A 21,720-nucleotide genomic window follows, 5' to 3' on the forward strand; every position below is an offset into this window, starting at 1 on the left:
ATGAGCGACAACCCGTTCGACGACGAGACGATCGAGCACCTGGTGCTGGTCAACGACGAAGGCCAGCACTCGCTCTGGCCGCACTTCGCCGAGGTTCCGGCAGGCTGGACCATCACCCACGGCCCCGCACCCCGGCCCGAATGCCTGGCCCACATCGAGCGCACCTGGACCGACATGCGGCCGAAAAGCCTGCAGGAGCAGCTTCGTTGACAATGGCGGTGACTTGGTCGTGAGTGTTGCGGGCGGTTCTATTGTGCGGAAAGTCAAATGTGGCTCAGTGTCAGGGTTGGTGTGGCCGCCTGGTTGGCGGTTAGGGTCCGGCCTTGATCGCGTGGTGACTCAAAATGTGGCTGTCGCCCCTGCTGTGCGGGTTGGCTTGAGCACGAATCGTCCAGCGCGGTCAGGGTTCCGGGCCTGGCTGGCCTGACTTGATAGAAGCGTGGATTAGACGCCATCCCACCTCGACTGAGGTGTGTCCGACCAGCCCGGCCCGGGCACACATGTCTCCGGTCTAAGGGAAGGACACGCGCGATGTCCATGGTCGTCATCGGGATCGATCCGCACAAGTCCAGCCACACCGCGGTCGCGGTCGATCACAACGGGCGCAAACTCGCCCAGAAAACAGTCACAACCGACACCGGCGGGATACTCGCGCTCTGGCGCTGGGCCGCGGCCCTGGCTTCGGCGCAGGTACTGTGGGCGGTCGAGGACGGCCGTGGCCTGGCCGGACGGCTGGTGCGCACCTTGATCGGCCACGGCGCGGAAGTGGTGTGGGTGCCGCCGAAACTCATGGCCCAGTGCCGGGCCAGCGCCCGCACCCGCGGCAAATCAGACCCGATCGACGCGCTCGCCGTCGCCCGCGCCGCACTACGCGAACCCGACCTGCCCACCGCACATCTGGACCAGACCGCGCTGGACCTGCGGCTGCTGACCGATCGCCGGGAAAGCCTGGTCACCCGCCGCACCGCGGTCATCAACGCGCTGCGCTGGCACCTGCACGACCTCGACCCCGCCCTCGACACCGGCACCACAAGCCTGACCGGGCCACGCACCCTGGCCACGCTCACCACCGCCCTGCACGCACTACCAGCCAGCGTCCGCCGCGACCTCGCTCTCGACCTCACCTCCGAGATCAGCGCCTTGAACGAGCACATCAGCCACTACGACCAGCGCATCACCGAACTGGTCACCCCGATCGCGCCCACCCTGCTCACCATCGTCGGGGTCGGCACCCTCACCGCCGCGAAAATCATCGGCGAAACCGCCGGCATCACCCGATTCCGCTCCAGCGCCGCCTTCGCCATGCACGCCGGCACCGCACCGATCCCCGTCTGGTCAAGCGGCAAAACACAATTCCGGCTCAACCGCAGCGGCAACCGCCAACTCAACACCTGCCTGCACCGCATCGCCATCACCCAGCTCGCACACCACCCACCCGCACGCGACTACCGAGACCGCTGGACCACCCGACACCCACACGCCACCACCAAAGCAACCCTGCGCGCCCTCAAACGACACCTCACCAACACCATCTACCGCGCCATGACAACCGACGCCACACTCCAACAAGATCAACTAAACCAAGCTGCTTGACATAGAAGCTTCGTGCTCTGGACTGGCCGGTGAAGGCCCTTTCGTTAGGTACGGCGTGGCCCAGAGCTTGGGGTGCGCAGTGAAGGGAGGGCCGGGACTTGAGCGTGGGCGCGAGTGGTAACTCTGCTCCGTTAGATGCAGCAGAGTTACCACTCGCCCGCACCAACTCACGCCGGAGCGAGGGGAACCAGACTCACCGGTACAGCCCCCTTACGACGCCACGTTTGACTTTCCAGCCAATAATACTCCAGCTGTAGTTCGTGATGTTCAGGTTCGCCGTCTGTCGGCAGATAGCGAAACCCCAGCTCAGGGCTCGCGAGTGGTATGGGCGGGTATTGAGGGGAAAGTCGAAGTTGGCGTGGGTGGCTGCCCCTGGGTTTGATGAGGGACCGCTCCGGCTGGCTGATTGAAACGGGTTTGGAGCCGCTCAGTGGCCCCCAACCCATTTCCATACGGGAAGCCGAGGGCGCCACCATCACGAACTACAGCTGGAGTACTAACCGCCCGCAACACTCACGACCGAGTTCCGCGAAACGTGCCCGCTACGAAGTCAGGCCGCCGGTACCCGTGTCCGCAGTACCTCCACGACACTCGAGAGTTCGGCGGGCCAGGCCTGGGTGACCGCCTCCCAGGCCTGCCGGAGCGAAACCTGCTCGGCGAGAACGATGTAGGGCGCTTCACCCCAGCAGGAGGCCACGACCGTCCCGGAGCGGTCGGCTTCACCGGGTTCGGGCGCGCCACCTGGCAGGAACTCCAGCGTGTGGGGCAGGCCGCTGCCCGCCAAGTCGTCTTTGAGGCCTGCGCTGGCGCAAGTGAAGCTCCGCAGCATGTTGCGTGCGCTGACGCTCAGCGGCATCGTGGCCTCGGGGAAATCGTCGTTGTACTTCGACACAGTCAGGTAAGTCGTGAGCAGCGAAGCGTCGACCTCGGGTTTTCTTGCCATGCACCGAAGCTTATAAGTCGAAATCGGTCGACTTAACCCGCGAAGTGCTGAAAGGACTCGTGAGTGTTTCGGACGGGGGTGGATTCATCGGGGCGTCGCAACATGCTCTGTTCAGGACAGTGATGCGGGTTGCGGAAGTAGATGTCGAGGTCGGTGGCCATCGTGATCCCGGCGCCTGGGGCGGGGTTTGATGGTGGTGATCATCGCCTCGGCGACCGAGGCGGCGTCTTTGCCGTTCGGCAGGTGCGGTAGGCAGAGGCGGGTGGTGTGTTCGATCAGGATGCCGATCGCCGAGCGTTGTATTTGCCCATGATCAGATCGCCATCCCAGTGCCCGAGCACCGCCCGGTCACGCCGACCGGCGCCACAGGTGATCGGCAACGCAGGCGCGGAATCTCGCTCCCCGTCGGTCTGCGGGGTTCAGCTCCGGGGGCGCATGATCAGCGCGGCCACATAGTACACGCAGGGCTCGTCGGTGATGTTGGCGAACGCGTGCGCCTGGTCCGCTTCGAAGTACGTCGAGTCCCCCGCCTCCAAGTCGATCACCTGATGCTCCACGGTGAGCCGGAGTGTGCCCCCCTCGGCCGTGACGTACTCGTGCGACCCCCGTGCGTAGCCTGGAAATTCGCCCGCGTCACAGCCGGCCGGAAGGGTCACGCGAACCAGTTCGAAGTTCACCCCGGCGACCACCGGTGACACCACGACGCGTTCCCAGCCTGCTGGGTGCACCGTGCGGTCCTGGTCCGCGCGGCGGCGGACGACGACGCCGCGGTCGTCGTCCCGCAACAGCGCGATCAGCGGGACGTCGAGGCCGTCGGCGATGCGGGCCAGCACGGTCACGGTCGGCGCCTTCTTCGCTCGCTCGACCGCGGACAGCATGCTCAGGCTGACCGAGCACCGTTCGGCGAGCGCCGCCAAGGTGAGTCGTCGCTCACTTCGGAGGCGCTGGATCCGGTCAGCCAGATCCGCCAGTTCGAACATGTCGCTATAGTAGAACTATGTGCACTATAGCGGAAACCGGGGTTCGTGAAGCGTGGCCGGCGGACCTGGACGCGGTCACGGCGATCTATGCGGCCTACGTCCTGCAGACCACCGTGTCGCTCGCCGAGACGCCGCCCACGAGAGCGCAGTGGGGCACGCGGTACTGGGACCTCGCCGGCCGGGGCCTGCCGTTCCTGGTCTCCGAACTGGAGGGCGAGGTGGTGGGCATGGCGTTCTGCTCGCCGTGGAAGACCAGAAGCGCGTACCGCTTCACCGTCGAGAGTTCGGTTTATCTCGATCCACGTGCGGCTGGACGAGGAGTGGGTACCGCGCTACTGGAGGAGTTGCTCGATCGCTGTGCCATGGCAGGGATCCGCGAGGTGATCGCCGTGATCGTGGACAACGGCAACACGGCGTCGGAGAAACTTCATCTGCGCTGTGGTTTCACCGAAGCCGGGCGGCTGCGTGGCGTCGGCGCAAAACACGGCAGCACGCTGGACACGGTGCTGATGCAGCGGCACCTGCGGTAGGACTCCCCAACGCCGTGTTCATGGCGCCGACGCGCGCAGCTCGACGCGATCGCGGCGGAGCTGCTGGGCAAACACGGGCTGCGGCCGTGCTTCGAGGAGGTCGTCCACCATGACGATCACATCAACCCCGAGCGCCTCAAGCCGGCCGCGTGAAAACGTGACACGTATGCGAAGAACTCAGGAACCTTGTGTCGCGTGATCCTGCTGGTTTTACGTCCGTGTCTTGTCATCTGTCGACAGATGACGGTTTCGCGTACCTGGACGGACGGCACGTGTGCCCAGCCGGACCTCGGCACTAAGGATCGTTGCCATCTGTCGACAGATGGCGTAACGCAAACAGAATCACGTGACACTAGTGCGCTGCGCGATCTCCTTTCGCACGAGTTCGGGACCGGATCATCGTCTGATCGCGATGCTCGGTGACGCTGGTTGCGCTGGTTCGGGGTATGCAAAGGAACAAGAATAAGTCCCGTTCGGCTGTTCCGAGCCGAACCGCATTCACCGTTGCTGCTCCGGCGGTTCCGCACCCAACGCTCGTTCCAGGGCGGCCATCTGGGACTCCTGGTACGCGAGCGAGACGGAGGCCTTGCGTTCTATCAAGTCGAAGCCGTGATAGGCGCCGGGGACGACTTGGAGTTCGCACGGGACGCCGGCCCGCCGCAGCCGCTCGACGTAGGCGAGGTTCTCGTCGTGGAAGAGATCGCTGGTCCCCACTCCGACCCAAGCGGGTGCGGCGCCTGCCAAGTCCACGTATCGGCCGGGTGCGGCGAGCGGTGGGGGATCGGACGCCTGGAGGCCCAGGTAGGCGTTCCAGGCCCAGCGGTTGTTCTTCTGACTCCATAGGCGCAGTGACGCCGGGTCTATATCGGTGCGGTCAGCGGTCCGGTCGTCGAGCATCGGGTAGGACAGGACCTGCAAAACCGGCCGGATCGCCCCGCGCTCCTTGGCGAGCAAGGCGAGCGCGGCGGCCAGGCCGCCGCCGGCGCTCTCGCCGCCGATCGCGATCCGCTCTTCATCGACTTCGGATTCGGCTGAGAGCCATTGCAGCGCGGTGTAGCAGTCCTGCAACGGGATCGGGAACGGGTGCTGCGGCGCGAGCCGGTACTCCACCGCGGCGGTGAGGACCCCGAGGCGGCTCGTGACCTCCCGGCACCAGGCGTCGGACATCGTCGCGCTGCCCAGGACGTAGCCGCCGCCGTGGACCCATAGCAGCGCCGGGAGCGGTCCATCCGCCGACGGCGGCCGGAAGACCCGCACCGAGACGTCAGCGTCGATCCGTACGAGGTCCCCGCCTCGCGGCGGCTTCGGTTTGGCCAGGCCGCCGAGTCGTCTGGCCAGGCCGATCGGCGTGGCGCGGGGCACGAATCGCGCCCCGCGCAGTTCGGGGTGGAAGGTGTGCTTCGGCATCGCGGACTCCTGATCTAGTTGTGCATGCTGCGGACGGCGGCGACCACGCCACCGTCGACGAGCAGGTCGGTGCCGATGACGACCAGGACGTCCCTGTTCATGACTTCATCCCTTCAATAAATTTACGGTACGTCTCGTATTGTAAGTACGATCTGATACTACAGTCGTTTGCGTGGATGCCAAACGACGCGGACGGCCGCGGAACGCTCAGGTCGACACTGCCATCCTCGAAGCCGCACGGGACCTGATGGTCGCCGGAGGCTACGAGCGGATGACGATCGAGGCCATCGCCGCCAACGCCAGGGTGGGCAAGCAGACGGTCTACCGGCGCTGGCCTTCGAAGGCGGCGATCGTGGCCGAGGCCGTCTTGGCCGGCCATCTCGGGATCAGAGTGGAGGCACCGCCGCAGACCGGGGACGCGGTCGCGGACCTGCGCGGCTGGCTGGGCCAGTTCTTCCGGCAGATCGGGGAGCCTGCGGCGATATCCATGATCCGAGGCCTGACCGCCGCCGCGACCGACGGCGGCACCGGCGCCGAGAAGCTCTACGAGCGGTTCACCGGCCCGAGCCGGGAGCAGATGCTGGAGCTGCTGCGAACAGGTGTCGACCGCGGGCAGTTTCGCGCCGATCTCGATATCGGGGCCGCTGCCGACGCCATCTCCGGGACCCTCCTCTACCGGGCGCTGATTCCACCTTCGGCGGAGGCCGACACCGACGCCGACGGGTTCCTTGACCTGCTGCTGTTGGGCACGACCCCGAGAGCTGAGTCTGACTAGAATCCGGACGGCCGCGTTGAGCGAGTGGAACCCCTGCTCCGTTAGGTGCAGCAAAGGTTCCACTCACCCGCGTCGCTGGAGCGAGGGGGCCCCTGGGTGTGAAGGAAGCACCCGGGGGCCCCTCGCTTCGGCTTCGGGCGCGGCTCAGATCGTGAGTACCGGTGCGCGCGGGAAACCCTGCTGCAGCTCACGGAGCGGAGTTACCCCAGCGCTGGCGGTCCGCGGGCAGGTGGACGCGAATGGGTGCACAGCAGTCACTTCTGTCTCGTCAGTCCCGTGTGCAGCTATTCAGGTATCAGTCCGTCCGCCTCGCACACAGCAACGCGGTCGCCAGCGCCAAGCCGACCAGCAGGGCGAGCGTGACCGAGTACGCGCGCACGTGTTCGGTGAACGTGGTCTGCGCGCCGGGGGTGACGCCGAGCACCTGGCGGTAGCAGAAACCGACCGTGGTGTAACCCGCGGCGAGTGCGAACTGTGTGACGGTGGCCGCGATGCCGGAAGTCGCGCCCGCGTCGTCGGGGGAGACCTGGTTGAAGATCCCGGCGATGAGCGGGGAGACGACCAGGCCTTCGGCGAGACCGACCACGCCGATCGCGATCCCGAGTAGCACGGTCTGGGCCGGGGGCGGCGCCTGCACCACGGCAAGGTGCGCGAGCAGCGCCGCCGCCAGGAACACGCAACCCATGATCGGCAACCGCTGCCCGAAACGAGCGACGAGTTTTCCGCTGAGCGCGGACCCGGCGGCGAAGGCGATGCCGAGCGGCACGAACATCAAGCCTGCCGTCAGCGGTTCGCGGCCGAGACCGGTCTGCACGTAGTAGGTGAACACCAGGAACAGCCCGGCGTTGCCCGCGAAGAATGTCGTGATCGCCGCTAGTCCGGCGACCATGCCGGGTGCGGCGAGCACGCGACGGGGGTAGAGCGGCTCGGTGACCCGGCGTTGCTGGACGACCAGAGCCAGGATTGCCGCCACCGCAACCACAGGAGAGGCCCAGATCAGGCCATCGCCACCGAGAACGAGCGGCAGCAGGAGCGCGGGGAGACCGACCGCGGTCAGCCCGGCGCCGGCGAGGTCGAGACCCGGCGCTCGGCTGGACCTGCTTTCGGTGATGGTGCGGCCCAGCAGCAGGATCAGCAGGCCGATCGGCACGTTGATGAGGAAGACCGCCCGCCAGCCGAGGCCGCCCGGGTTCCAATGGACCAGGAAGCCGCCGCCCGCGAGCCCGCAGATGACACCCAGCCCGAGCACGACGCCGTAAAGGCTGATCGCCCTGGTGAGCCGGGTTTCGTCAAGGAAAATGCTCCGGATCAGCGCGAGTTCCTGCGGGACGAGTGCCGCGGCCGCGGCACCCTGCACAAAGCGCATCGCGATGAGCACCTCGGCGTTCGGCGCGACGCCGCAGAGCAACGAGGCCACCGTGAACACGGCGATGCCCGCCAGGAAGACGCGGCGCCTGCCGTACCGGTCGCCGAGCCTGCCGCCGGTGGCCAGGCCCGCGGCGCAGGCGAGCACATAGCTCGCGCCGATCAGCTGGATCTGGCCGAAGCTCGCGGGCAGGTCTCGCTGGACCGATGGCGCGGCGACGGTGACGATGAAACCGTCGACCTGGCCCATGAACGTGGCGGCCAGTATCGCCGCCAGGCCGAACCGGGCGCGGATGCCGGTGGGGGAGTCGAGTTGTTGATCGGTCATGACCGCATTTCCGAGGGCGCAGGGAAGAATCCGGTGTCGGCGAAGTGATCGAGGTAGGCGTCGAGTACTGGACCGTCGATCGGCGGGAACGAGACCGGCGAGTCCGCCAGCCCGATAAGGGTGTTGTCCCGCCCGAAGGCGACCGGTGCGCCCGCGTCCGAAGCCGAGGGCAGGTGGGTCGCGGCCAGCGCCAAGATGTCGTCGCCGGTTTCGTTGAGTGCGTGCACCCACTGCTCGCGGGTGAGGCTCGCGAAGTGGTGGCCGCGGTCGCGCAGGCGGTCGAGCACAGCCGCTACCGGAAATGGGCCGGGGCTGGTCAGGTGGTAGGTCACGCCGGTCCGGCCGCGGGTCAACAGGTGGACGATGGCTTCGGCGACCTGGTCGGCGGGCACGACGTCGGCGTACCCGAGCGCCCGCTCCGGGGCCGCGCCGAGCACGAGCATGGCGCGGACCAGGTTCCACAGCGCGTCGGCGGAGTTGCCAGCTCCGCTCCGCGAGTGCCCGCCGACGCGACTGGGCCGGTACACGGCGACCGGCAGCCCGCGCTCGCCCGCGGCCAGCACCAGACCCTCGGCCACCCACTTGCTCGCGATGTATCCGTTGGGGTACAGAAACTCTGGCCGCGCTCGCCTGCTCTCGTCAACCAGCTCGGGGTTGTCGTCAATGGACACCGCTGTGTCGCATGTGGACACGAAGTGGACCGGTTTCACCCGGTAGGTCGTCGCCAGGCGCAGCACCTCCGCGGTGCCGCCGACGTTCGCGGCACGCAGCCGGGAGTATGGCTCCAGATGATTGACCCTGGCGCCGTTGTGCACCACCGCGTGCACGGTTCCGGCCAGTGCCTGGAACGTCGGCTCGGGCAGGCCGAGCGAGGGGAGTGCGAGGTCACCGGGAACGGGCACAACGCGATTCAGGCCGTGCACGGGGATTCCGTAACGGTGCATTGCCTCGAAGACGCGGTCGTGCGCCTCGAAATCGTCCTTCGCGCGAGTCAGGCAGTACACATAGGCATTCGTGCCGTCGAGTAGTGCGCGCAGCAGGAACGCGCCCAGGAATCCGGTGGCGCCGGTGAGCAGGATACCGCCGAGCTCGTCGACGGGGTCCAAGAGCCCATTCACGGTGAATGCCGAATCGAGCGCGACCTCGGCAGCCAAGTCCGTGCCTGCCCACGGGTGGACCGGGCCGTCGGAGTTCAGGCGCGCGGCCAGCGTGGACACGGTCGGCGCTTCGAACACGTCTCGGATGCTCAGCCGGACGCCGAGACGGGACCGGATGCCGACGAGCAGCCGCGCCACCAGCAGCGAATGCCCGCCTAGCGCGAAGAAGTCGTCGTCGACACCGACAGCCGGCACGCCGAGCGTCTCAGCGAACAGCGCGCACAGCGCGCTCTCCTGCTCGGTGCCGGGTTGGCGACCTGCGATGTCAGGTGTGATCAGCGGACTGGGCAGTGCCGCGCGGTCCAGCTTGCCGTTGGTCGTCGCCGGTAGCCGATCGAGCATGACGTACACCGGCGGGACCAGGTAGTCCGGCAGCCGGTCGGCGACATGGCGGCGCAGTTCCGCGGGCTCGGGCGCGGGACCGGCGGGTACCACGTAAGCCACGAGCCGGTCATCGCGGGCGAGCACCGCTACCTGGCTGACGGCGGGATGTGCGGACAACGCGGCCTCGACCTCGCCGGGCTCGATGCGGAACCCCCGGATCTTGACCTGCTCGTCGGCGCGGCCGTGGTACTCCAGCACCCCGTCGGGCCGCCAGCGTGCGAGATCGCCGGTGCGGTAAAGCAGGGACCCGGACTCGAACGGATCATCCACAAAGGACTCCGCGGTCAGGTCCGGCCGGTCGTGATACCCCAGCGCGAGTGGCGTGCCTGCTAGATAGAGCTCTCCGACGGCACCCGGTGGCAGCAGCCGCATCGCGCTGTCGAGTACGTGGCATCGCGCATTGGCGATGGGCTTGCCGATCACCGGCGTCGGGCTGTCCGCCAGCCGCGCCGACACCGTGTCGACCGTACATTCGGTGGGGCCGTAGAGGTTGTACGCGGTGATGCCCTTCGCATCCCGCAGCACAGACCACAAGGCGGGGCCCGCGGCTTCGCCGCCCAGCGCGATCACGGCCGGGCGGTGCGCGTCCGGCGCCAGCAAGCCCGCGGTCAGCAGCTCGTCGGCGTAGGTGGGCGTGATGTCGAGGAAATCGATGCGGTTCGTGGTGACGTACCGGAGGAACTCGGCGGGTTCGCGGCGCACGTCATCGTCGATGAAGTGGAGTTCATGGCCGGCGAGCAGCCACAGCAGGCCTTCCCACGAGGTGTCGAACGACAAGGACGCCGTCAGCGCCGCGCGGAGCCTGCCGTCGCTCGCGGGCTCGATCATCTCGGTGCGGTGGTGGTGATAGAGATTCGCCATGGCCCGGTGGGTGATCACCGCGCCCTTCGGCTGCCCGGTCGAACCGGAGGTGTAGATCAGGCACAACGGATCTTCCGGCGCCGGTCGTGGCTCGAGGGCGGTGCCGGACTGCTTGGCGAGCACCTGCTGAGTCGCGCTGTCATCCAGCATGACAAGAGCGGTGTCCGGCACGCCCGCGGCGAGCGCGGTCGTGGTGACGACCAGACGGGGCCGGGCATCGGAGACGAGGAAAGCGATCCGGCGAGCGGGATGGCCGGGGTCGGCAGGCAGATACGCGGCCCCGGTTTTCAGCACGGCGAACAACGCGACGATGGCGTCGCTGGTACGGGGGAGCAGGAGCATGACGACCGCGCCCGGCCCCGCGCCGCGCGCGCTGAGCAACCGGGCCAGCTGGTTCACCCGCCGGTCGAACTCGGCATAGCTGAAGACGCCATCGCTGGAAACCAGGGCTCGGAGGTCCGGAGTCGCCGCTGCCCGCTCATCGAGCAGGTCGACAACGGTGCCGTGCGGCCAGGTCCGCTCCGTCGCGTTCCAGGTCCCGAGCAACTGCTCGCGCTCGTCATCGAGCAGAAGTTCCACCGAGCCGATCGGGGCACCTGGCGCGTCGAGCGACCGGCGCAGGAAGGCCCGGAAGCGGTGGGCATGGCGTTCGAGGTCGTCGGCGCTGTAGAGGTTCGGATTGCCGTCGAGCGCGATGCGCAGGCCTTCGCCGTCGGCACGGTCGTAGACGTTCACGGCGAGGTCCTCGACCAGTCCCGCGGACACATTCCGCACCACACTGGGGTTTCCGTCGAACAGCAGGCCGTAGTCGAACGGCATGATGTTGGCCGACGGGCCGAACAGCTTACGTCCGGAACCGACCAGCCCGAGGTCCCGGCGGAGCTGTTCGTAGCGGTACCGGTGGTGCCGCCTGCTGCGCCGCAGGTGGGTGGCGACCTGCCCGGTCACGGCCGTCAGATCGGGGTCACCGGAGAAGTCGGTGAACAACTGCACGACGTTGAGCACCATGCACGGCACCCGCAGAGCCGGGGAACCGGTCCGCAGCATGACCGGCACCGCGAGCGAGACCTGCGGCGCTCCGGTCATCCGGTGCAGGTAGCCGGAGATCGCCGCGACCAGCACCTCGGTCCAGTTCGCCTTGGCGGACTTGGCGACCGTGCGCAGCAGGTCGCTCGTCGACCGGTCGAGGTCCGCGGTCCCGCGCAGAACGTTCCTGGCCAGCGGCGCTGACCGGCCGGCCAAGGTCACCGGAGCGGGCCGATCACGGTGGTATTCCGCCCAGAACTCGGCGTCGCGCCTGCCGTCGTATTCGGCGTCGAAGTCCACAACGGACTGAAGCGTCCCGAACTCATGGTCCGGCGGCACGTCACCGCGCGCCAGCGCCGTGTACACCTGAGCCACCCGGCGAGCCACCAGTGACAAGCCGTAGCCATCGAGCAGAATGTGGTGAACTCGGTGATACCACCACAATTTCCGCTCGCTGAGCCGGAGCACGGCGTGCTGGAACAGCACGTCGGTGTCCAACGCGACCGGCCGGGCGACGTCCTGCGCCATCCACTCCTGTGCCGCGCTCAGCGGATCGGGTTCAGCGGAAAGATCGGCGACGTGCACGTCCCACTCCGGCGAGCCCGCCACCTGCCTTGGGCCGTCGTCGTACTCGACGAACCGGACCGAGAGCGCTTCGGTCTCCGCGACGGCGCGCCGGATGGCCCGTCCCAGCAGAACCGCGTCGACGGGGCCGGTGATCTCGACGTACTCGGCGGTGTTGTACGCGGGTGAGGCCGGGTCGAGTTGCTGCCCGACCCAGATCCCGTATTGCGCGGCCGTCAACGGCCACGAAGCCTCTTCAGGCACTGGACAGCACATCCCACCAGGCACGCAGCGTCGGCCGCTCGGCCAGGTCGGCGAAGCTGACTTGGGCGCCCTGCTCGCGCCACTGCTCGACCAGGCCGAGCAGGCCGACCGAGTCGAGACCTTCGTCGAACAGGTTCGCCGTGTCCGAAACCTCCTGCGGCTCCAGGAAAAGGCGCTCAGCGATGTCGGCGCGCACAGCGTCGATGCTGAACATGGTGTCCTCCTTCAGTTGACTTGGCGGTCGCGCTCGGACCAGAACCGTTGCCGCAGCTCACGGCGCAGTACCTTCCCGCTGGGGTTGCGGGGGATCGCGTCGATGAACTCGAACTTGGACGGGATCTTGAAGCCTGCGATGCGTTCCCGGCTGAACAGCAGCAGGTCCCGCGGCCGGACTTCGGCACCCGGTCGTTTCGCCACGAACGCGTGGACCGCCTCGCCGAACTTGTCGTCCGGCACGCCGATGACGGCGACATCGGCCACGGCCGGATGCTTGGCCAGCACGTTCTCGATCTCAGCCGGGTAGATGTTCTCCCCGGCGACGATGATCATGTCCTTGAGCCGGTCGCTGATGTAGACGTAACCGTCCTCGTCGAGCCTGCCCGCGTCGCCGGTGTGGATCCAGCCATCGACCAAAGTGGACGTTGTGGCTTCGGGCATTCCCCAGTACTCCAGCATGCGCGCCGGTGTGCGCAGGCACACCTCGCCGATCTCGCCGTCGGGCACCGGGGTTCCCGCGTCGTCGATCACCTTGATCTCCACCGCTGGGTACGGCCTGCCGGCGGCGCGCAGCCGGGGACTGCCCGCGACATGGTCGGTGGGCGGCAGGCAGACGGCGGTGTTGCCGGTCTCGGTGAGTCCGTAGATCTGTGCGAAGTCGCAGTCGAAGACCGGCAACGACTCCTGCAGCAGCGCTTCGGAAATCGGCGAGCCACCGTAGACGATCTTGCGGATCGACGCGAACGTGGCCTTGTCAGCGGCCGGTTCGGTGAGTAGCAGGCGCAGCATGGACGGTACGACGCAGGCGGTCGTCACACCCAATTCCGCGATGAGCCGCACCGCGCCGGTGCTGTCGAAGCGGGGCATCGCCACGTTCGTGATCCCGGCGGCGAAGCCTTGCATGGCCCACCAGATCCCGCCGACGTGGAAACCGGGGATGCCGATCAGGCTGCGATCGCCCGCGTGCCAGTCGATCCAGTCGAGGCCGGCTTCGGCGAGCGAGTCGCGGATGGCGAAGAAGCTGCGCTGGGCCAGCACGACGCCCTTGGGCAGGCCGGTGGTGCCGCTGGTGTAAAGCTGCACCACCGCGTCGTCCGGTCCGGTCACCGCTGGAAGATCGTCATCGGGCAGGCCGACGGTCCACTCGGCGAAATCATCGGGCCCCGCGCCGCGGACGACCAGCGCGGGCAGTTCGACGGCGACCTTGTCGATGACGGTACGCAGATCGGCATCGACGATGAGCAGCACGCTGCCGGAGTCGCGCAGGATGTGCTCGACCTCCGGCGCGGTGAGCCGGAAGTTGACCGGTACCAGCACGGCGCCGATCTTCGCGCAGGCGAAGAAGGTCGCGTAATAGTGCACCGATTCCAAGCCCAGGTAGGCGATTCTGTCGCCTTGGCCCGCTCCCGCCGCGCGCAACGCGTGCGCGATCCGGTTGCTGTGCGCGTGAAGTTCGGCGTAGCTGAGACTTTCGCCAGCGCAGATGACGGCGGGCACCTCGGGCTGAAGGCCGGCGTGGCGCTCGGTCACGTGTGCGACGGTTCGCAGTTCAGGGTGGTACATGAGTTCAGGGGGGTACATGACAGTCAGCTCCCCACGATCGCGACGCGCGCGGCGCCCGAGCAGGCGCCGCCGTTGTCGTCCCAGCAACGAAAAGAGGTCTCCAGCGAGATCAGCGGGTCGGCGCCGGGCTGGAGCCTGCGCTGGGCGGTCCGCTCGATGGTGAGCTCGCACTGGAACGAGCGAGGATCGATCGGCCGGTGGAATGCGCTGCTGAACTTCGCGATCAGGATGTCGGGCAGCTGACGGCGCCAGAAATCGTCCATCGACCAGTTCGAGAAGACCGGCCCGACGCGGTCGCGCACCGAGGTCGCGATCACGTGGTAGAGCAGCTGGTTGTAGCAGATCCCGACCTCGACGGAGTTGAGATGGCCGGTCTCGTCGATGTAGCACGACTCTGGGATTCGCATGGTTCCCGTGCCGCGAACGATTTCACCGTCGACTTCGACCTTGGCCGAGGTCAGGTAGCGGCAATGCGGTTTGTAACACCGCAGAACGCCGGTGAGAAGATCGGTGTTCAAGCTTCGAGTCCATCGTAGACAGTGACCCGGTGTGAGACCGACGGCTCGTCGGAGGCGGTGTGCAGCGCGCGGTGGACCAGGCTTCGGTTGTCCCACACCAGCATGTCGCCCTTGTCGAAGGTCTGCAGGTGGATCGCCGGGTGCTCGAAAGTCGTGTCGGTCTGCCCGGTGGCGGCCAGTAGCTCGTGGAGCAGCTCAGGCTGTTCGCGGCCGTCGGCGTCGGTGATCGACTGGGTGAAACCCTCGCTGAGATAGAGGATCGTCTCGTCGGTGTGCCGATGCGCGTGCGCGGTCGGCAGCGCGACCGGCGGCGTCTTGGCGTCGACCTCCGCGATGATCTCCGAAAGCGGCCGGTAGACGTCGGACGGCCGGATCTTGAAGTAGCGGCGCACACTGTGCCAGGCGGTGGTGCCCTTCACCGCGAGCTTGAGGTCCTCGTCGAGGTTCTCGTAGGCCTTGCACAGGTCGATGAAGAAGGTGCCGCGGTTCTTCGACGGCACGACCTGCGGATAGATGAGTGTGATGTCGAAGGGGCGCGGCATGAACTGGTAGTCCGAGTGCCAGAACTTCCCCGTCTTCGGGACACCGACCCGTCTCTCGCCGTCGTCCACATTGGACGAAACAAAAACCTCCTTGACCTCGGGGTGGTGGTAGATCGGCTCGTAGTAGGCCTGCGGGGTGCCCAATCTCGCGCCCAGCGCGAGAAATCCTCGTGGGTCTAGGTCTTGCCCCTTGAGCACAACGATCTTGTCACGGTAGACGGCTTCCTTGAGTGCGCGCACGTCATTGTCCGAAGTGGAGTCGAAACCCTCGACTGTGACGCCCATGCCGTCCTGCGGCGAGATCCTCACGGCATTTTCCTTACTTGGTGGTGGTTTTCCTTATGATGTGGAGTTGGTGACGTAACCCAGCAGGTCACCGACGGTCGAGATCTGTGGCAGCGCCTCGTCGGGAATCGACACACTGAACGCGCGCTCCACCTTGAAGAGCAGATCGACCATACTCAATGAGTCGATGCCCAGTTCATCGAAGGTCGCCGACGTCGGCACCAGCCGGTCTTCGCTCGTGTCGAGGTCTCTGACGAATTGGCTGACGAAAGTGTGCACATTGTCCATGGCCGCTAATCCTTTCAGTTCTTGAGGTCGGGCCACGTGAGCGCGGCGGCACCCCAGGTCGCACCGCCGCCGAAGGCGGACAGCACGACCCGGTCACCCGCGCGCAGTTCCCCCGCGTTGTAGGCGTCGGTCAGCGCCAGCGGAATCGAGGCGGCGACAGTATTGCCGACCTCGGAAACATTGGTGTAGACCCGTTCGGCGGGTACCCCGAGCTCCGCGCCGACGGTGTCCAGTATGCGGATGTTGGCCTGGTGGCCGACAAAGCGGTCGACGTCTCCGGGGGCCCAGCCGACTCGCGCCATCGCCGCCCGCGCCGCATCGGCCATCCGCGTCACGGCGTGCCGGTAGACGGCCTGCCCACGCATGGCGAACCAGAGGTCGGCCTGATCGATCACCTCGTCCCGGCCGGGGTGACGCGAACCACCGGCGCGAATTGTGATCAGGTCGGCCAATGCGCCGTCACTGCCCAATTCGACGGTGTGCAGCGCGCCGGGTTCGTCAGCCTCGCCTGCGCGCAGCACGACCGCACCCGCGCCGTCGCCGAACACCGCGGCGGTACCGCGGTCGGTGCTGTCGAGGATGGTGGAGAACGTGTCCGCGCCGATGAGCAGCACCCGCTCGGCCATGCCGCTCGCGATCACGCCGTCGGCCAAGGCGAGGCCGTAGACGAATCCGGAACAGACGGCGGCGACATCGAACGCGGGCACCGCAGGCAAACCGAGCCTGCTCGCGACGGCGGGCGCGGTGGCGGGACAGTGGTGGTCCGGAGTGGACGTCGCCACTATCACCATATCGACGGGCCGGTGCCCGCCGAGGTCGACACCCGCTGACCGCAACGCTTCCGCACCAGCCGGTACGGCCAGATCCGACGTCGCCACGCCCGGTTCGACCACGTGCCTGGTCCGTATTCCGGTGCGGCTTCGGATCCATTCGTCCGATGTGTCCAGCCGTACGGCCAGTTCGTCGTTGGTCACCACTGTGGGCGGAAGGTATCCGCCGACCCCGCAGAGCACGGCGCGCCGCCTTCGGTCGCCGCCGTCCGCCTCGATCTTCTCTCGCATGACCATGAAGTCGGATGCCTGCTGGTGGCAGTTCCCCGGAATTCGATCAGAATCCCGCCGCGGTGGCGGTTTGACCGAATTTCCAGCCCGCGGGGAAGACGTTGTCGCGGATCACCGTCCGCCCGTGGGTGTCGACCACCTTGAAGCTGAGGGCCTGGCCGGTCAGCACCTTGCCCGATGCCCAGTTCATACCCCAGTCGCGGCTCATCGGCAGCCATTCCGTCTTGCTGCCCTTGATCCACACGGCCTGCGTGCTCCACCGTGAATTCGAGTCCACGAGCACTTGGTTGAAGTCGGGGTTTCCCTTGATGGTGAAGCGGAGCGGCGAGTGGCCGTCCGCATCGGCTTCGCTGTAGGTGATGGGCACGATGCCGGCCTTGCGCTGGGCGATCTTGAGGAAGGCCTTCTCGGAGAGGTCGAGGTGCTCGCGTGGCGGGTTGCACCATCCGCCGTTGTCGCTGGGAAGACTGGGGTTCGGCGGGCAGAAGTTGGTGACCCGGACCGTGATCACCGGACTTCCCGGTAAGCATGAGGAACTGGTCACGCACTGGACCTTCAAAAGTGTCCCGCAGCTCGCGCCGTCCTTGAACAGCACTTTGCTGACCGCTGTGGACAGTTCCCCTGGATGAGTCGCCTGCCAGTTTCCGAAGCCGCACGCGCCACCTTCGTCGCCGGTGTAGAAGGTCGCGTGCGCGGGATGCCCGGCCGCCGAGGCGGCGGGTGCCGCACAAGCCAGCAGCGCTGCGGCCACGAGAGCGGCGAAGCGGATCGTCCCCATGGGAACCGTCCTTAAGCACAGCGACCGCTGCAGGCACGGTAGTTGCTCGCGGTCGGGTCGGTGTGGGCGCTAATCCGCCCGGTCGATGGAGCGTAGGCCGCTTGGCCGATCGGGTCACTCCGAATAGTGCGAAAAATTCTGTCCGGACCGGCGGCCATCCGCCGAAAACATGTCGCCATGCCACGGGAACCGATGCGGAACCTGGTGCGACTACTGAGCCGTGACCATTTATCGCCTGGCGGCGCTTTTCGCGGCGACCGCCTTGACCGCCGCCTGCGGGCAGGCAGCCTCGACCACGGCGTCGCCCGTGAAGCGCCCCGCGCCCGTGTCCGCGACAGCCGCACCGACGGCGTACCCCCTGACCATCGAGAACTGCGGCCGGAAGCTGACGTTCGACCAGGCGCCGAGCCGTGTGGTATTGCTCAACGGCACTTCGGTCGCCGAGGTAGAGAGCTTCATCACGCTGGGCATCGGCGACAAGATCTTGGCCAACAGCCAGTCGTACGGCGTCTCCGACGATCCCGCGATGCCCGCCAAGGTGAAGGCGGTGCCCACCGGCGGGCTGACCGTCAACCAGAACTTCGAGGTGCCCAGGGAACAGGTGCTCGCGCTCAAGCCCGACCTGGTCGTCTCGACCTGGGCGGGCGGATTCGACGAGAAGATCGGCTCGGTCACCAGGGACCAGCTCGACACGGCCGGGGTACGCAGTTTCGTCACGCCGGTCAACTGCGCGTTCGGGGATCCCGCCGCCCGTCCCGAGGACCAGGAACGGCTGAAGGGCCAGTCGATCGAGTCCTCGTTCGAGCTACTGCTGCAGCTGGGACAGATCTTCGACGTGCAGCAGCGCGCCGCCGACTACGTGAACCAGGCTCGGCAGAAGATCGACGCGATCGCGAAGCGCGTCGCGGGAAAACCGCAGAAGAACGTGTTGGTCGCGTACCCGGGAATGTCGGCGATGAACAGCAACGGGCTGCCCGCGGTGTTCGGCGGCGGCATCTACGACGACATCATCACCCGCGCGGGCGGGACCAACCCGTTCGCCGGCAAGAGCACCGCCGAACTCGCGGAGATCAACGCCGAGGCGCTGGCATCGGCCACAGTGGACGTGCTGGTGATCGGCCTCTTCCAGCCGAATGAGAACGCCGAGCGGCTCGCCGATGATCTGTTCCGCAAGTTCCCTCAGTGGCAGGCGTCGAAGACCAAGAAGTTCACCTCGGTCTCGGACGGCTTCTACCTGGGGCCGCTCAACACGGTCGCTGTCGAGAAGGTCGCCGATGCCGCGCACGGCAAGAACTAGCCCGCACCTGGTCTCCGGCGCCGGGTTCGCGCTACTGATGGTGGGGCTGGGCGTCGCGCTGGTCGTGTCGGTCGGCTTCGCGGTCGGCGTCGGCACGGTGGACGTGCCGGTCGGCCGGGTGTTCACGGTGATCTGGGCGCACCTGAGCGGGGACACGGCGGGCGTCGACGCGCTCACCGACCAGATCGTGTGGGAGTTCCGGACGCCCCGGGTGCTGCTCGCGGCGCTCGCGGGCAGTGGGCTGAGCCTGGCGGGCGTCTGCCTGCAGACGTTGGTGCGCAACCCATTGGCCGACCCCTACCTGTTCGGGGTCTCGGCAGGCGCGTCGCTGGGCGCGGTCATCGCCATGACCACCGGTGGCGCGGTGCTGGCCGGGCTGGGGGTGGCGGGCGCGGCGTTCGCCGGCTCGCTGATCAGCCTCGTGATCGTGTTCGCGATGGCTCAGCGCGGCGGCCGTCTCGTCGGCGGCAGCCTGGTGCTGGCCGGCGTCGCGGTCGCCTATCTGGGTACTGCCATCACGAGCTTCATCCAGTTGCAGGCCGCGCCCACCGAACTGCGCGGCGTCATGTTCTGGCTGCTCGGCTCGGTTTCCGGTGCCTCGTGGGCCGATCTCGGAGTGCCGGCGGCGGCGATCGCGGTCGCCGTGTGCTGGCTGTTCACCCAGAGCCGGTCGATGAACGCGTTGTCGGTCGGCGACGACACCGCGGCCGGGCTGGGTGTCGACGTGCACCGGCTGCGGATCCTGCTGCTGGTCGCCGCGTCCCTGCTGACCGCGACGGTGGTCAGTGTCGCGGGCGGCATCGGTTTCGTCGGCCTGATCGTCCCGCACGCGGTGCGGCTGGTGGTCGGGCCCGATCACCGCAAGGTCTTCGGAGTCTCGGTGCTGGGGGGAGCGGTGTTCCTGGTGCTGGTCGACCTGGTCACCAGGACGGCCGACCGGCCGAACGAGATGCCGATCGGCATCTTCACCGCGGCACTGGGCGCACCGTTCTTCCTGGTACTGCTGAGGAAACGGAAGAAGGTACTGCGATGAAGGTCGTCATCGGCGAGGTGTCGGTGCGCATCGACGACACCACCATCCTCGACGGCGTCGACCTGGTCGCGGAGCCGGGGGAGATCACCGGTGTCATCGGCCCGAACGGCTCCGGCAAGAGCACCCTGCTGCGCTGCGTCTACCGCGCGCTCAAGCCGAACACCGGCACCATCCACATCGGACCGGACGACGTGTGGCGGACGAGCGCGCGCCAGGCTGGCCTTCGGACCGCCGTCGTCGCTCAGGACCACGACCTGGACAACGACTACTCCGTGCTCGAGATCGTCGCCATGGGCAGGACCCCGCACAAAGGCATCCTCGACAGGGAGACCGAGTCGGACCGGTCGATCGTCGAGGACGCGCTGGCCAGGGTCGCCATGACCTGGGCGGCACACCGCGTGTTCGCGACACTCTCCGGAGGCGAGCGCCAGCGCGTGCTGCTGGCCAGGGCACTCACCCAGGAAGCCCCGGTCCTGCTGCTGGACGAGCCGACGAACCACCTGGACATCGGCGCGCAGCACGAACTGCTCGACCTGGTCAGGGAACTGGGCCTCACCACGATCGCGGCACTGCACGACCTCGACCACGCCACCACCTACTGCGACCGCCTGGCGTTGCTGCGGGCAGGCCGCGTGATCGCGACCGGAACCCCAGCCGAGGTGCTGGTGGCGGACCGGGTCGCCGAGGTCTTCGGGGTGCGCAGCGCGGTGGTGCCGCATCCGCTGACCGGGCGGCCGCACTTCGTGACGGCAGGCCGTGCGCCCTCGGTGGCCGAGGTGTGAGCGAAACAGGGACTCGAGTCCGCGTTTCGCGGAACTAGGCACGTGACGAGGGGCGCCCTTGCAACGCTCTGGGTGACAAGGGCGCCCTTGTCCACCTCTCGCTCCCTGGTGAGTGGGTAACAGGTCGTTCAACGCCTCAAAACCCACTCACCAATCACACGAACGCCGCGCTCATCATCCGGACCGTGACAAACACCCCGATCGCCGATTCCGCGTTTCGCGGAAATCTCCGCCAGACGCGCCCTGGCCTCTCCGGTTGGTCGGCCCGGCGAGGTGCGCGTGGAGCCATGCTGCCTTAGAGTCCTCTGTGGACATTGAAATGACGCCGGGAGTGGCCTCCGCGACACGCGGAAAAGGCGGGCACGGCATAGGAAAATTCCATGATTTCGCCGCACCGCCATTAGCGTGAAGTTCAACTTCGAGGCCACTGGCGAACGATTTCGGAAAGTGGCTCCTCAGCCCAGGAGAGCTTGAGTAAAGGAGAACCGCTGATGAAGCGCACTTCCCGGATCGTACCCGCCTCGGCTTTCGCGGCCTGCCTGCCGCCGCGCGGTCACGACCGCGACAGGTGGCGGCCATGACCGCCGCGCGTCACGAACTTCGCGACGATCCTCCCGGCCCGGAAGTGCCGCCGCCGTTCCAGCGGCCTCCGGTGCGTCCTCGGCCTCGGTTCGAAGCGTCGATCGACCTGGTCGCCCTGCCCAGCGCCGTCACTGTCGCCCGATTGTTCGTCGCGAGCACGCTCCGCCGCTGGGGCGCCGTGTTCGTCGAACCCGAGATGGTCAGCATCACGGCCGAGCTGGTCGCGCTGGCCGTCGACGTGACCGGCCCCGGCACGGACGACTTGTCGGAGGTCGGGCTGCTCAATCCGATCGCGGTGAACCTGGTCGGCTACGACCGGCACCTCCTGGTCGAGGCGGTTCACCTCCAGCTGCCCGAAGTGTCCACCTCCGTGCCCAGGGACCTCGCGGTCGTCAACGGACTCGCGCGGAAGTGGGGCGCCTACCCGACATCGTGGGAACGGGTCGTGTGGGCGGAACTGGATCTGTTCGGCCGCGACGCGGCCGTCCTGCCGCAGCGGGTTCACGAACCGGGGCGCGGACTCCGAACCGCGAGCCGATCTCGAGGTCCGAGCCGGTGGCCGACCATTGATTGTGTCGGCAGGCCCGAGGCGGTATAG

20 protein-coding genes are annotated in these 21,720 nt (G+C 67.4%); 8 read left to right on the forward strand and 12 right to left on the reverse strand.

Annotated features, from left to right (window positions below; all coding sequences use genetic code 11):
* On the forward strand, window positions 1-210 hold the full coding sequence (locus ACFV15_RS07605; protein ID WP_378349380.1) for an MbtH family protein: 210 nt from the start codon (window positions 1-3) through the stop codon (window positions 208-210).
* A gap of 321 nt (window positions 211-531) precedes the next feature.
* Entirely contained in the window at window positions 532-1,593 is a 1,062-nt protein-coding gene (locus tag ACFV15_RS07610; protein ID WP_378349381.1) for an IS110 family transposase, read from the forward strand.
* Between the two features lie 550 nt (window positions 1,594-2,143).
* On the opposite strand, the gene ACFV15_RS07615 is transcribed toward ACFV15_RS07610, so the two are convergent.
* Complete coding sequence (locus ACFV15_RS07615; RefSeq protein ID WP_378349382.1) at window positions 2,144-2,536, reverse strand: hypothetical protein; 393 nt, start codon at window positions 2,534-2,536, stop codon at window positions 2,144-2,146.
* Between the two features lie 419 nt (window positions 2,537-2,955).
* On the reverse strand, window positions 2,956-3,516 hold the full coding sequence (locus ACFV15_RS07620; protein WP_378349383.1) for a helix-turn-helix domain-containing protein: 561 nt from the start codon (window positions 3,514-3,516) through the stop codon (window positions 2,956-2,958).
* Window positions 3,517-3,533: 17 nt separating this feature from the next.
* Here ACFV15_RS07620 and ACFV15_RS07625 point away from each other — a divergent pair, with 17 nt between their 5' ends.
* Window positions 3,534-4,046: a GNAT family N-acetyltransferase gene (locus tag ACFV15_RS07625; RefSeq protein WP_378349384.1), complete on the forward strand. Its 513-nt coding sequence runs from the start codon at window positions 3,534-3,536 to the stop codon at window positions 4,044-4,046.
* 498 nt (window positions 4,047-4,544) lie between these two features.
* Here the strand turns inward: ACFV15_RS07625 and ACFV15_RS07630 are convergent, their stop codons facing one another.
* Window positions 4,545-5,453 carry an alpha/beta hydrolase gene (locus ACFV15_RS07630; protein ID WP_378349385.1) on the reverse strand — a complete coding sequence of 303 codons (909 nt, stop codon included), beginning with the start codon at window positions 5,451-5,453 and terminating at the stop codon, window positions 4,545-4,547.
* 172 nt (window positions 5,454-5,625) lie between these two features.
* On the opposite strand from ACFV15_RS07630, the gene ACFV15_RS07635 reads away from it, so the two are divergent.
* Complete coding sequence (locus ACFV15_RS07635; protein WP_378349386.1) at window positions 5,626-6,228, forward strand: TetR/AcrR family transcriptional regulator; 603 nt, start codon at window positions 5,626-5,628, stop codon at window positions 6,226-6,228.
* 295 nt (window positions 6,229-6,523) lie between these two features.
* Here the strand turns inward: ACFV15_RS07635 and ACFV15_RS07640 are convergent, their stop codons facing one another.
* From ACFV15_RS07640 to ACFV15_RS07680, 9 genes are read right to left on the reverse strand one after another with little or no spacing between them, the layout of a single operon-like run.
* Window positions 6,524-7,921, reverse strand: a complete 1,398-nt coding sequence (locus ACFV15_RS07640) for an MFS transporter (RefSeq protein ID WP_378349387.1) — start codon at window positions 7,919-7,921, stop codon at window positions 6,524-6,526.
* Window positions 7,918-12,177, reverse strand: a complete 4,260-nt coding sequence (locus ACFV15_RS07645; RefSeq protein ID WP_378349388.1) for an amino acid adenylation domain-containing protein — start codon at window positions 12,175-12,177, stop codon at window positions 7,918-7,920. The genes ACFV15_RS07640 and ACFV15_RS07645 overlap by 4 nt, the downstream gene beginning before the upstream one ends.
* Entirely contained in the window at window positions 12,170-12,391 is a 222-nt protein-coding gene (locus ACFV15_RS07650) for a phosphopantetheine-binding protein (RefSeq protein ID WP_378349389.1), read from the reverse strand. Before ACFV15_RS07650 ends, ACFV15_RS07645 begins: the two co-directional genes overlap by 8 nt.
* Before the next feature lie 11 nt (window positions 12,392-12,402).
* Complete coding sequence (locus ACFV15_RS07655; RefSeq protein ID WP_378349390.1) at window positions 12,403-13,974, reverse strand: long-chain-fatty-acid--CoA ligase; 1,572 nt, start codon at window positions 13,972-13,974, stop codon at window positions 12,403-12,405.
* 5 nt (window positions 13,975-13,979) lie between these two features.
* On the reverse strand, window positions 13,980-14,474 hold the full coding sequence (locus ACFV15_RS07660; protein WP_378349391.1) for an FcoT family thioesterase: 495 nt from the start codon (window positions 14,472-14,474) through the stop codon (window positions 13,980-13,982).
* Window positions 14,471-15,325, reverse strand: a complete 855-nt coding sequence (locus ACFV15_RS07665; RefSeq protein WP_378349392.1) for a TauD/TfdA dioxygenase family protein — start codon at window positions 15,323-15,325, stop codon at window positions 14,471-14,473. Before ACFV15_RS07665 ends, ACFV15_RS07660 begins: the two co-directional genes overlap by 4 nt.
* Window positions 15,326-15,355: 30 nt before the next feature.
* Window positions 15,356-15,589 (reverse strand): acyl carrier protein, encoded by a 234-nt coding sequence (locus ACFV15_RS07670; protein WP_378349393.1) that lies wholly within the window; start codon window positions 15,587-15,589, stop codon window positions 15,356-15,358.
* A 14-nt stretch (window positions 15,590-15,603) separates the two neighbouring features.
* A complete protein-coding gene (locus tag ACFV15_RS07675; RefSeq protein WP_378349394.1) occupies window positions 15,604-16,650 on the reverse strand; it encodes a beta-ketoacyl-ACP synthase III in 1,047 nt (348 codons plus the stop codon).
* Between the two features lie 46 nt (window positions 16,651-16,696).
* Window positions 16,697-17,428 carry an RlpA-like double-psi beta-barrel domain-containing protein gene (locus ACFV15_RS07680; protein ID WP_378349395.1) on the reverse strand — a complete coding sequence of 244 codons (732 nt, stop codon included), beginning with the start codon at window positions 17,426-17,428 and terminating at the stop codon, window positions 16,697-16,699.
* Between the two features lie 220 nt (window positions 17,429-17,648).
* On the opposite strand from ACFV15_RS07680, the gene ACFV15_RS07685 reads away from it, so the two are divergent.
* The 4 genes from ACFV15_RS07685 (at window position 17,649) to ACFV15_RS07700 (ending at window position 21,720) form a co-directional block, all read left to right on the forward strand.
* Window positions 17,649-18,725 (forward strand): ABC transporter substrate-binding protein, encoded by a 1,077-nt coding sequence (locus tag ACFV15_RS07685; protein WP_378349396.1) that lies wholly within the window; start codon window positions 17,649-17,651, stop codon window positions 18,723-18,725.
* A complete protein-coding gene (locus ACFV15_RS07690; protein WP_378349397.1) occupies window positions 18,703-19,758 on the forward strand; it encodes a FecCD family ABC transporter permease in 1,056 nt (351 codons plus the stop codon). Before ACFV15_RS07685 ends, ACFV15_RS07690 begins: the two co-directional genes overlap by 23 nt.
* A complete protein-coding gene (locus tag ACFV15_RS07695; protein ID WP_378349398.1) occupies window positions 19,755-20,540 on the forward strand; it encodes an ABC transporter ATP-binding protein in 786 nt (261 codons plus the stop codon). Before ACFV15_RS07690 ends, ACFV15_RS07695 begins: the two co-directional genes overlap by 4 nt.
* 577 nt (window positions 20,541-21,117) lie before the next feature.
* Window positions 21,118-21,720 carry a hypothetical protein gene (locus tag ACFV15_RS07700; RefSeq protein WP_378349399.1) on the forward strand — a complete coding sequence of 201 codons (603 nt, stop codon included), beginning with the start codon at window positions 21,118-21,120 and terminating at the stop codon, window positions 21,718-21,720.

Source organism: Amycolatopsis sp. NPDC059657, assembly GCF_042734395.1.
Classification (GTDB): Bacteria; Actinomycetota; Actinomycetes; order Mycobacteriales; family Pseudonocardiaceae; genus Amycolatopsis.

Excerpts from the sequence above, each read along its gene's own strand:
- ACFV15_RS07640 (WP_378349387.1), bottom strand. The coding sequence starts at position 7,921 with ATGACCGATCAACAACTCGACTCCCCCACCGGCATCCGCGCCCGGTTC.
- ACFV15_RS07655 (WP_378349390.1), bottom strand. The coding sequence starts at position 13,974 with ATGTACCCCCCTGAACTCATGTACCACCCTGAACTGCGAACCGTCGCA.
- ACFV15_RS07690 (WP_378349397.1), top strand. The coding sequence starts at position 18,703 with ATGCCGCGCACGGCAAGAACTAGCCCGCACCTGGTCTCCGGCGCCGGG.
- ACFV15_RS07620 (WP_378349383.1), bottom strand. The coding sequence starts at position 3,516 with ATGTTCGAACTGGCGGATCTGGCTGACCGGATCCAGCGCCTCCGAAGT.
- ACFV15_RS07630 (WP_378349385.1), bottom strand. The coding sequence starts at position 5,453 with ATGCCGAAGCACACCTTCCACCCCGAACTGCGCGGGGCGCGATTCGTG.
- ACFV15_RS07605 (WP_378349380.1), top strand. The coding sequence starts at position 1 with ATGAGCGACAACCCGTTCGACGACGAGACGATCGAGCACCTGGTGCTG.
- ACFV15_RS07695 (WP_378349398.1), top strand. The coding sequence starts at position 19,755 with ATGAAGGTCGTCATCGGCGAGGTGTCGGTGCGCATCGACGACACCACC.
- ACFV15_RS07680 (WP_378349395.1), bottom strand. The coding sequence starts at position 17,428 with ATGGGGACGATCCGCTTCGCCGCTCTCGTGGCCGCAGCGCTGCTGGCT.
- ACFV15_RS07625 (WP_378349384.1), top strand. The coding sequence starts at position 3,534 with ATGTGCACTATAGCGGAAACCGGGGTTCGTGAAGCGTGGCCGGCGGAC.
- ACFV15_RS07670 (WP_378349393.1), bottom strand. The coding sequence starts at position 15,589 with ATGGACAATGTGCACACTTTCGTCAGCCAATTCGTCAGAGACCTCGAC.
- ACFV15_RS07675 (WP_378349394.1), bottom strand. The coding sequence starts at position 16,650 with ATGCGAGAGAAGATCGAGGCGGACGGCGGCGACCGAAGGCGGCGCGCC.
- ACFV15_RS07650 (WP_378349389.1), bottom strand. The coding sequence starts at position 12,391 with ATGTTCAGCATCGACGCTGTGCGCGCCGACATCGCTGAGCGCCTTTTC.
- ACFV15_RS07700 (WP_378349399.1), top strand. The coding sequence starts at position 21,118 with ATGACCGCCGCGCGTCACGAACTTCGCGACGATCCTCCCGGCCCGGAA.
- ACFV15_RS07615 (WP_378349382.1), bottom strand. The coding sequence starts at position 2,536 with ATGGCAAGAAAACCCGAGGTCGACGCTTCGCTGCTCACGACTTACCTG.
- ACFV15_RS07610 (WP_378349381.1), top strand. The coding sequence starts at position 532 with ATGTCCATGGTCGTCATCGGGATCGATCCGCACAAGTCCAGCCACACC.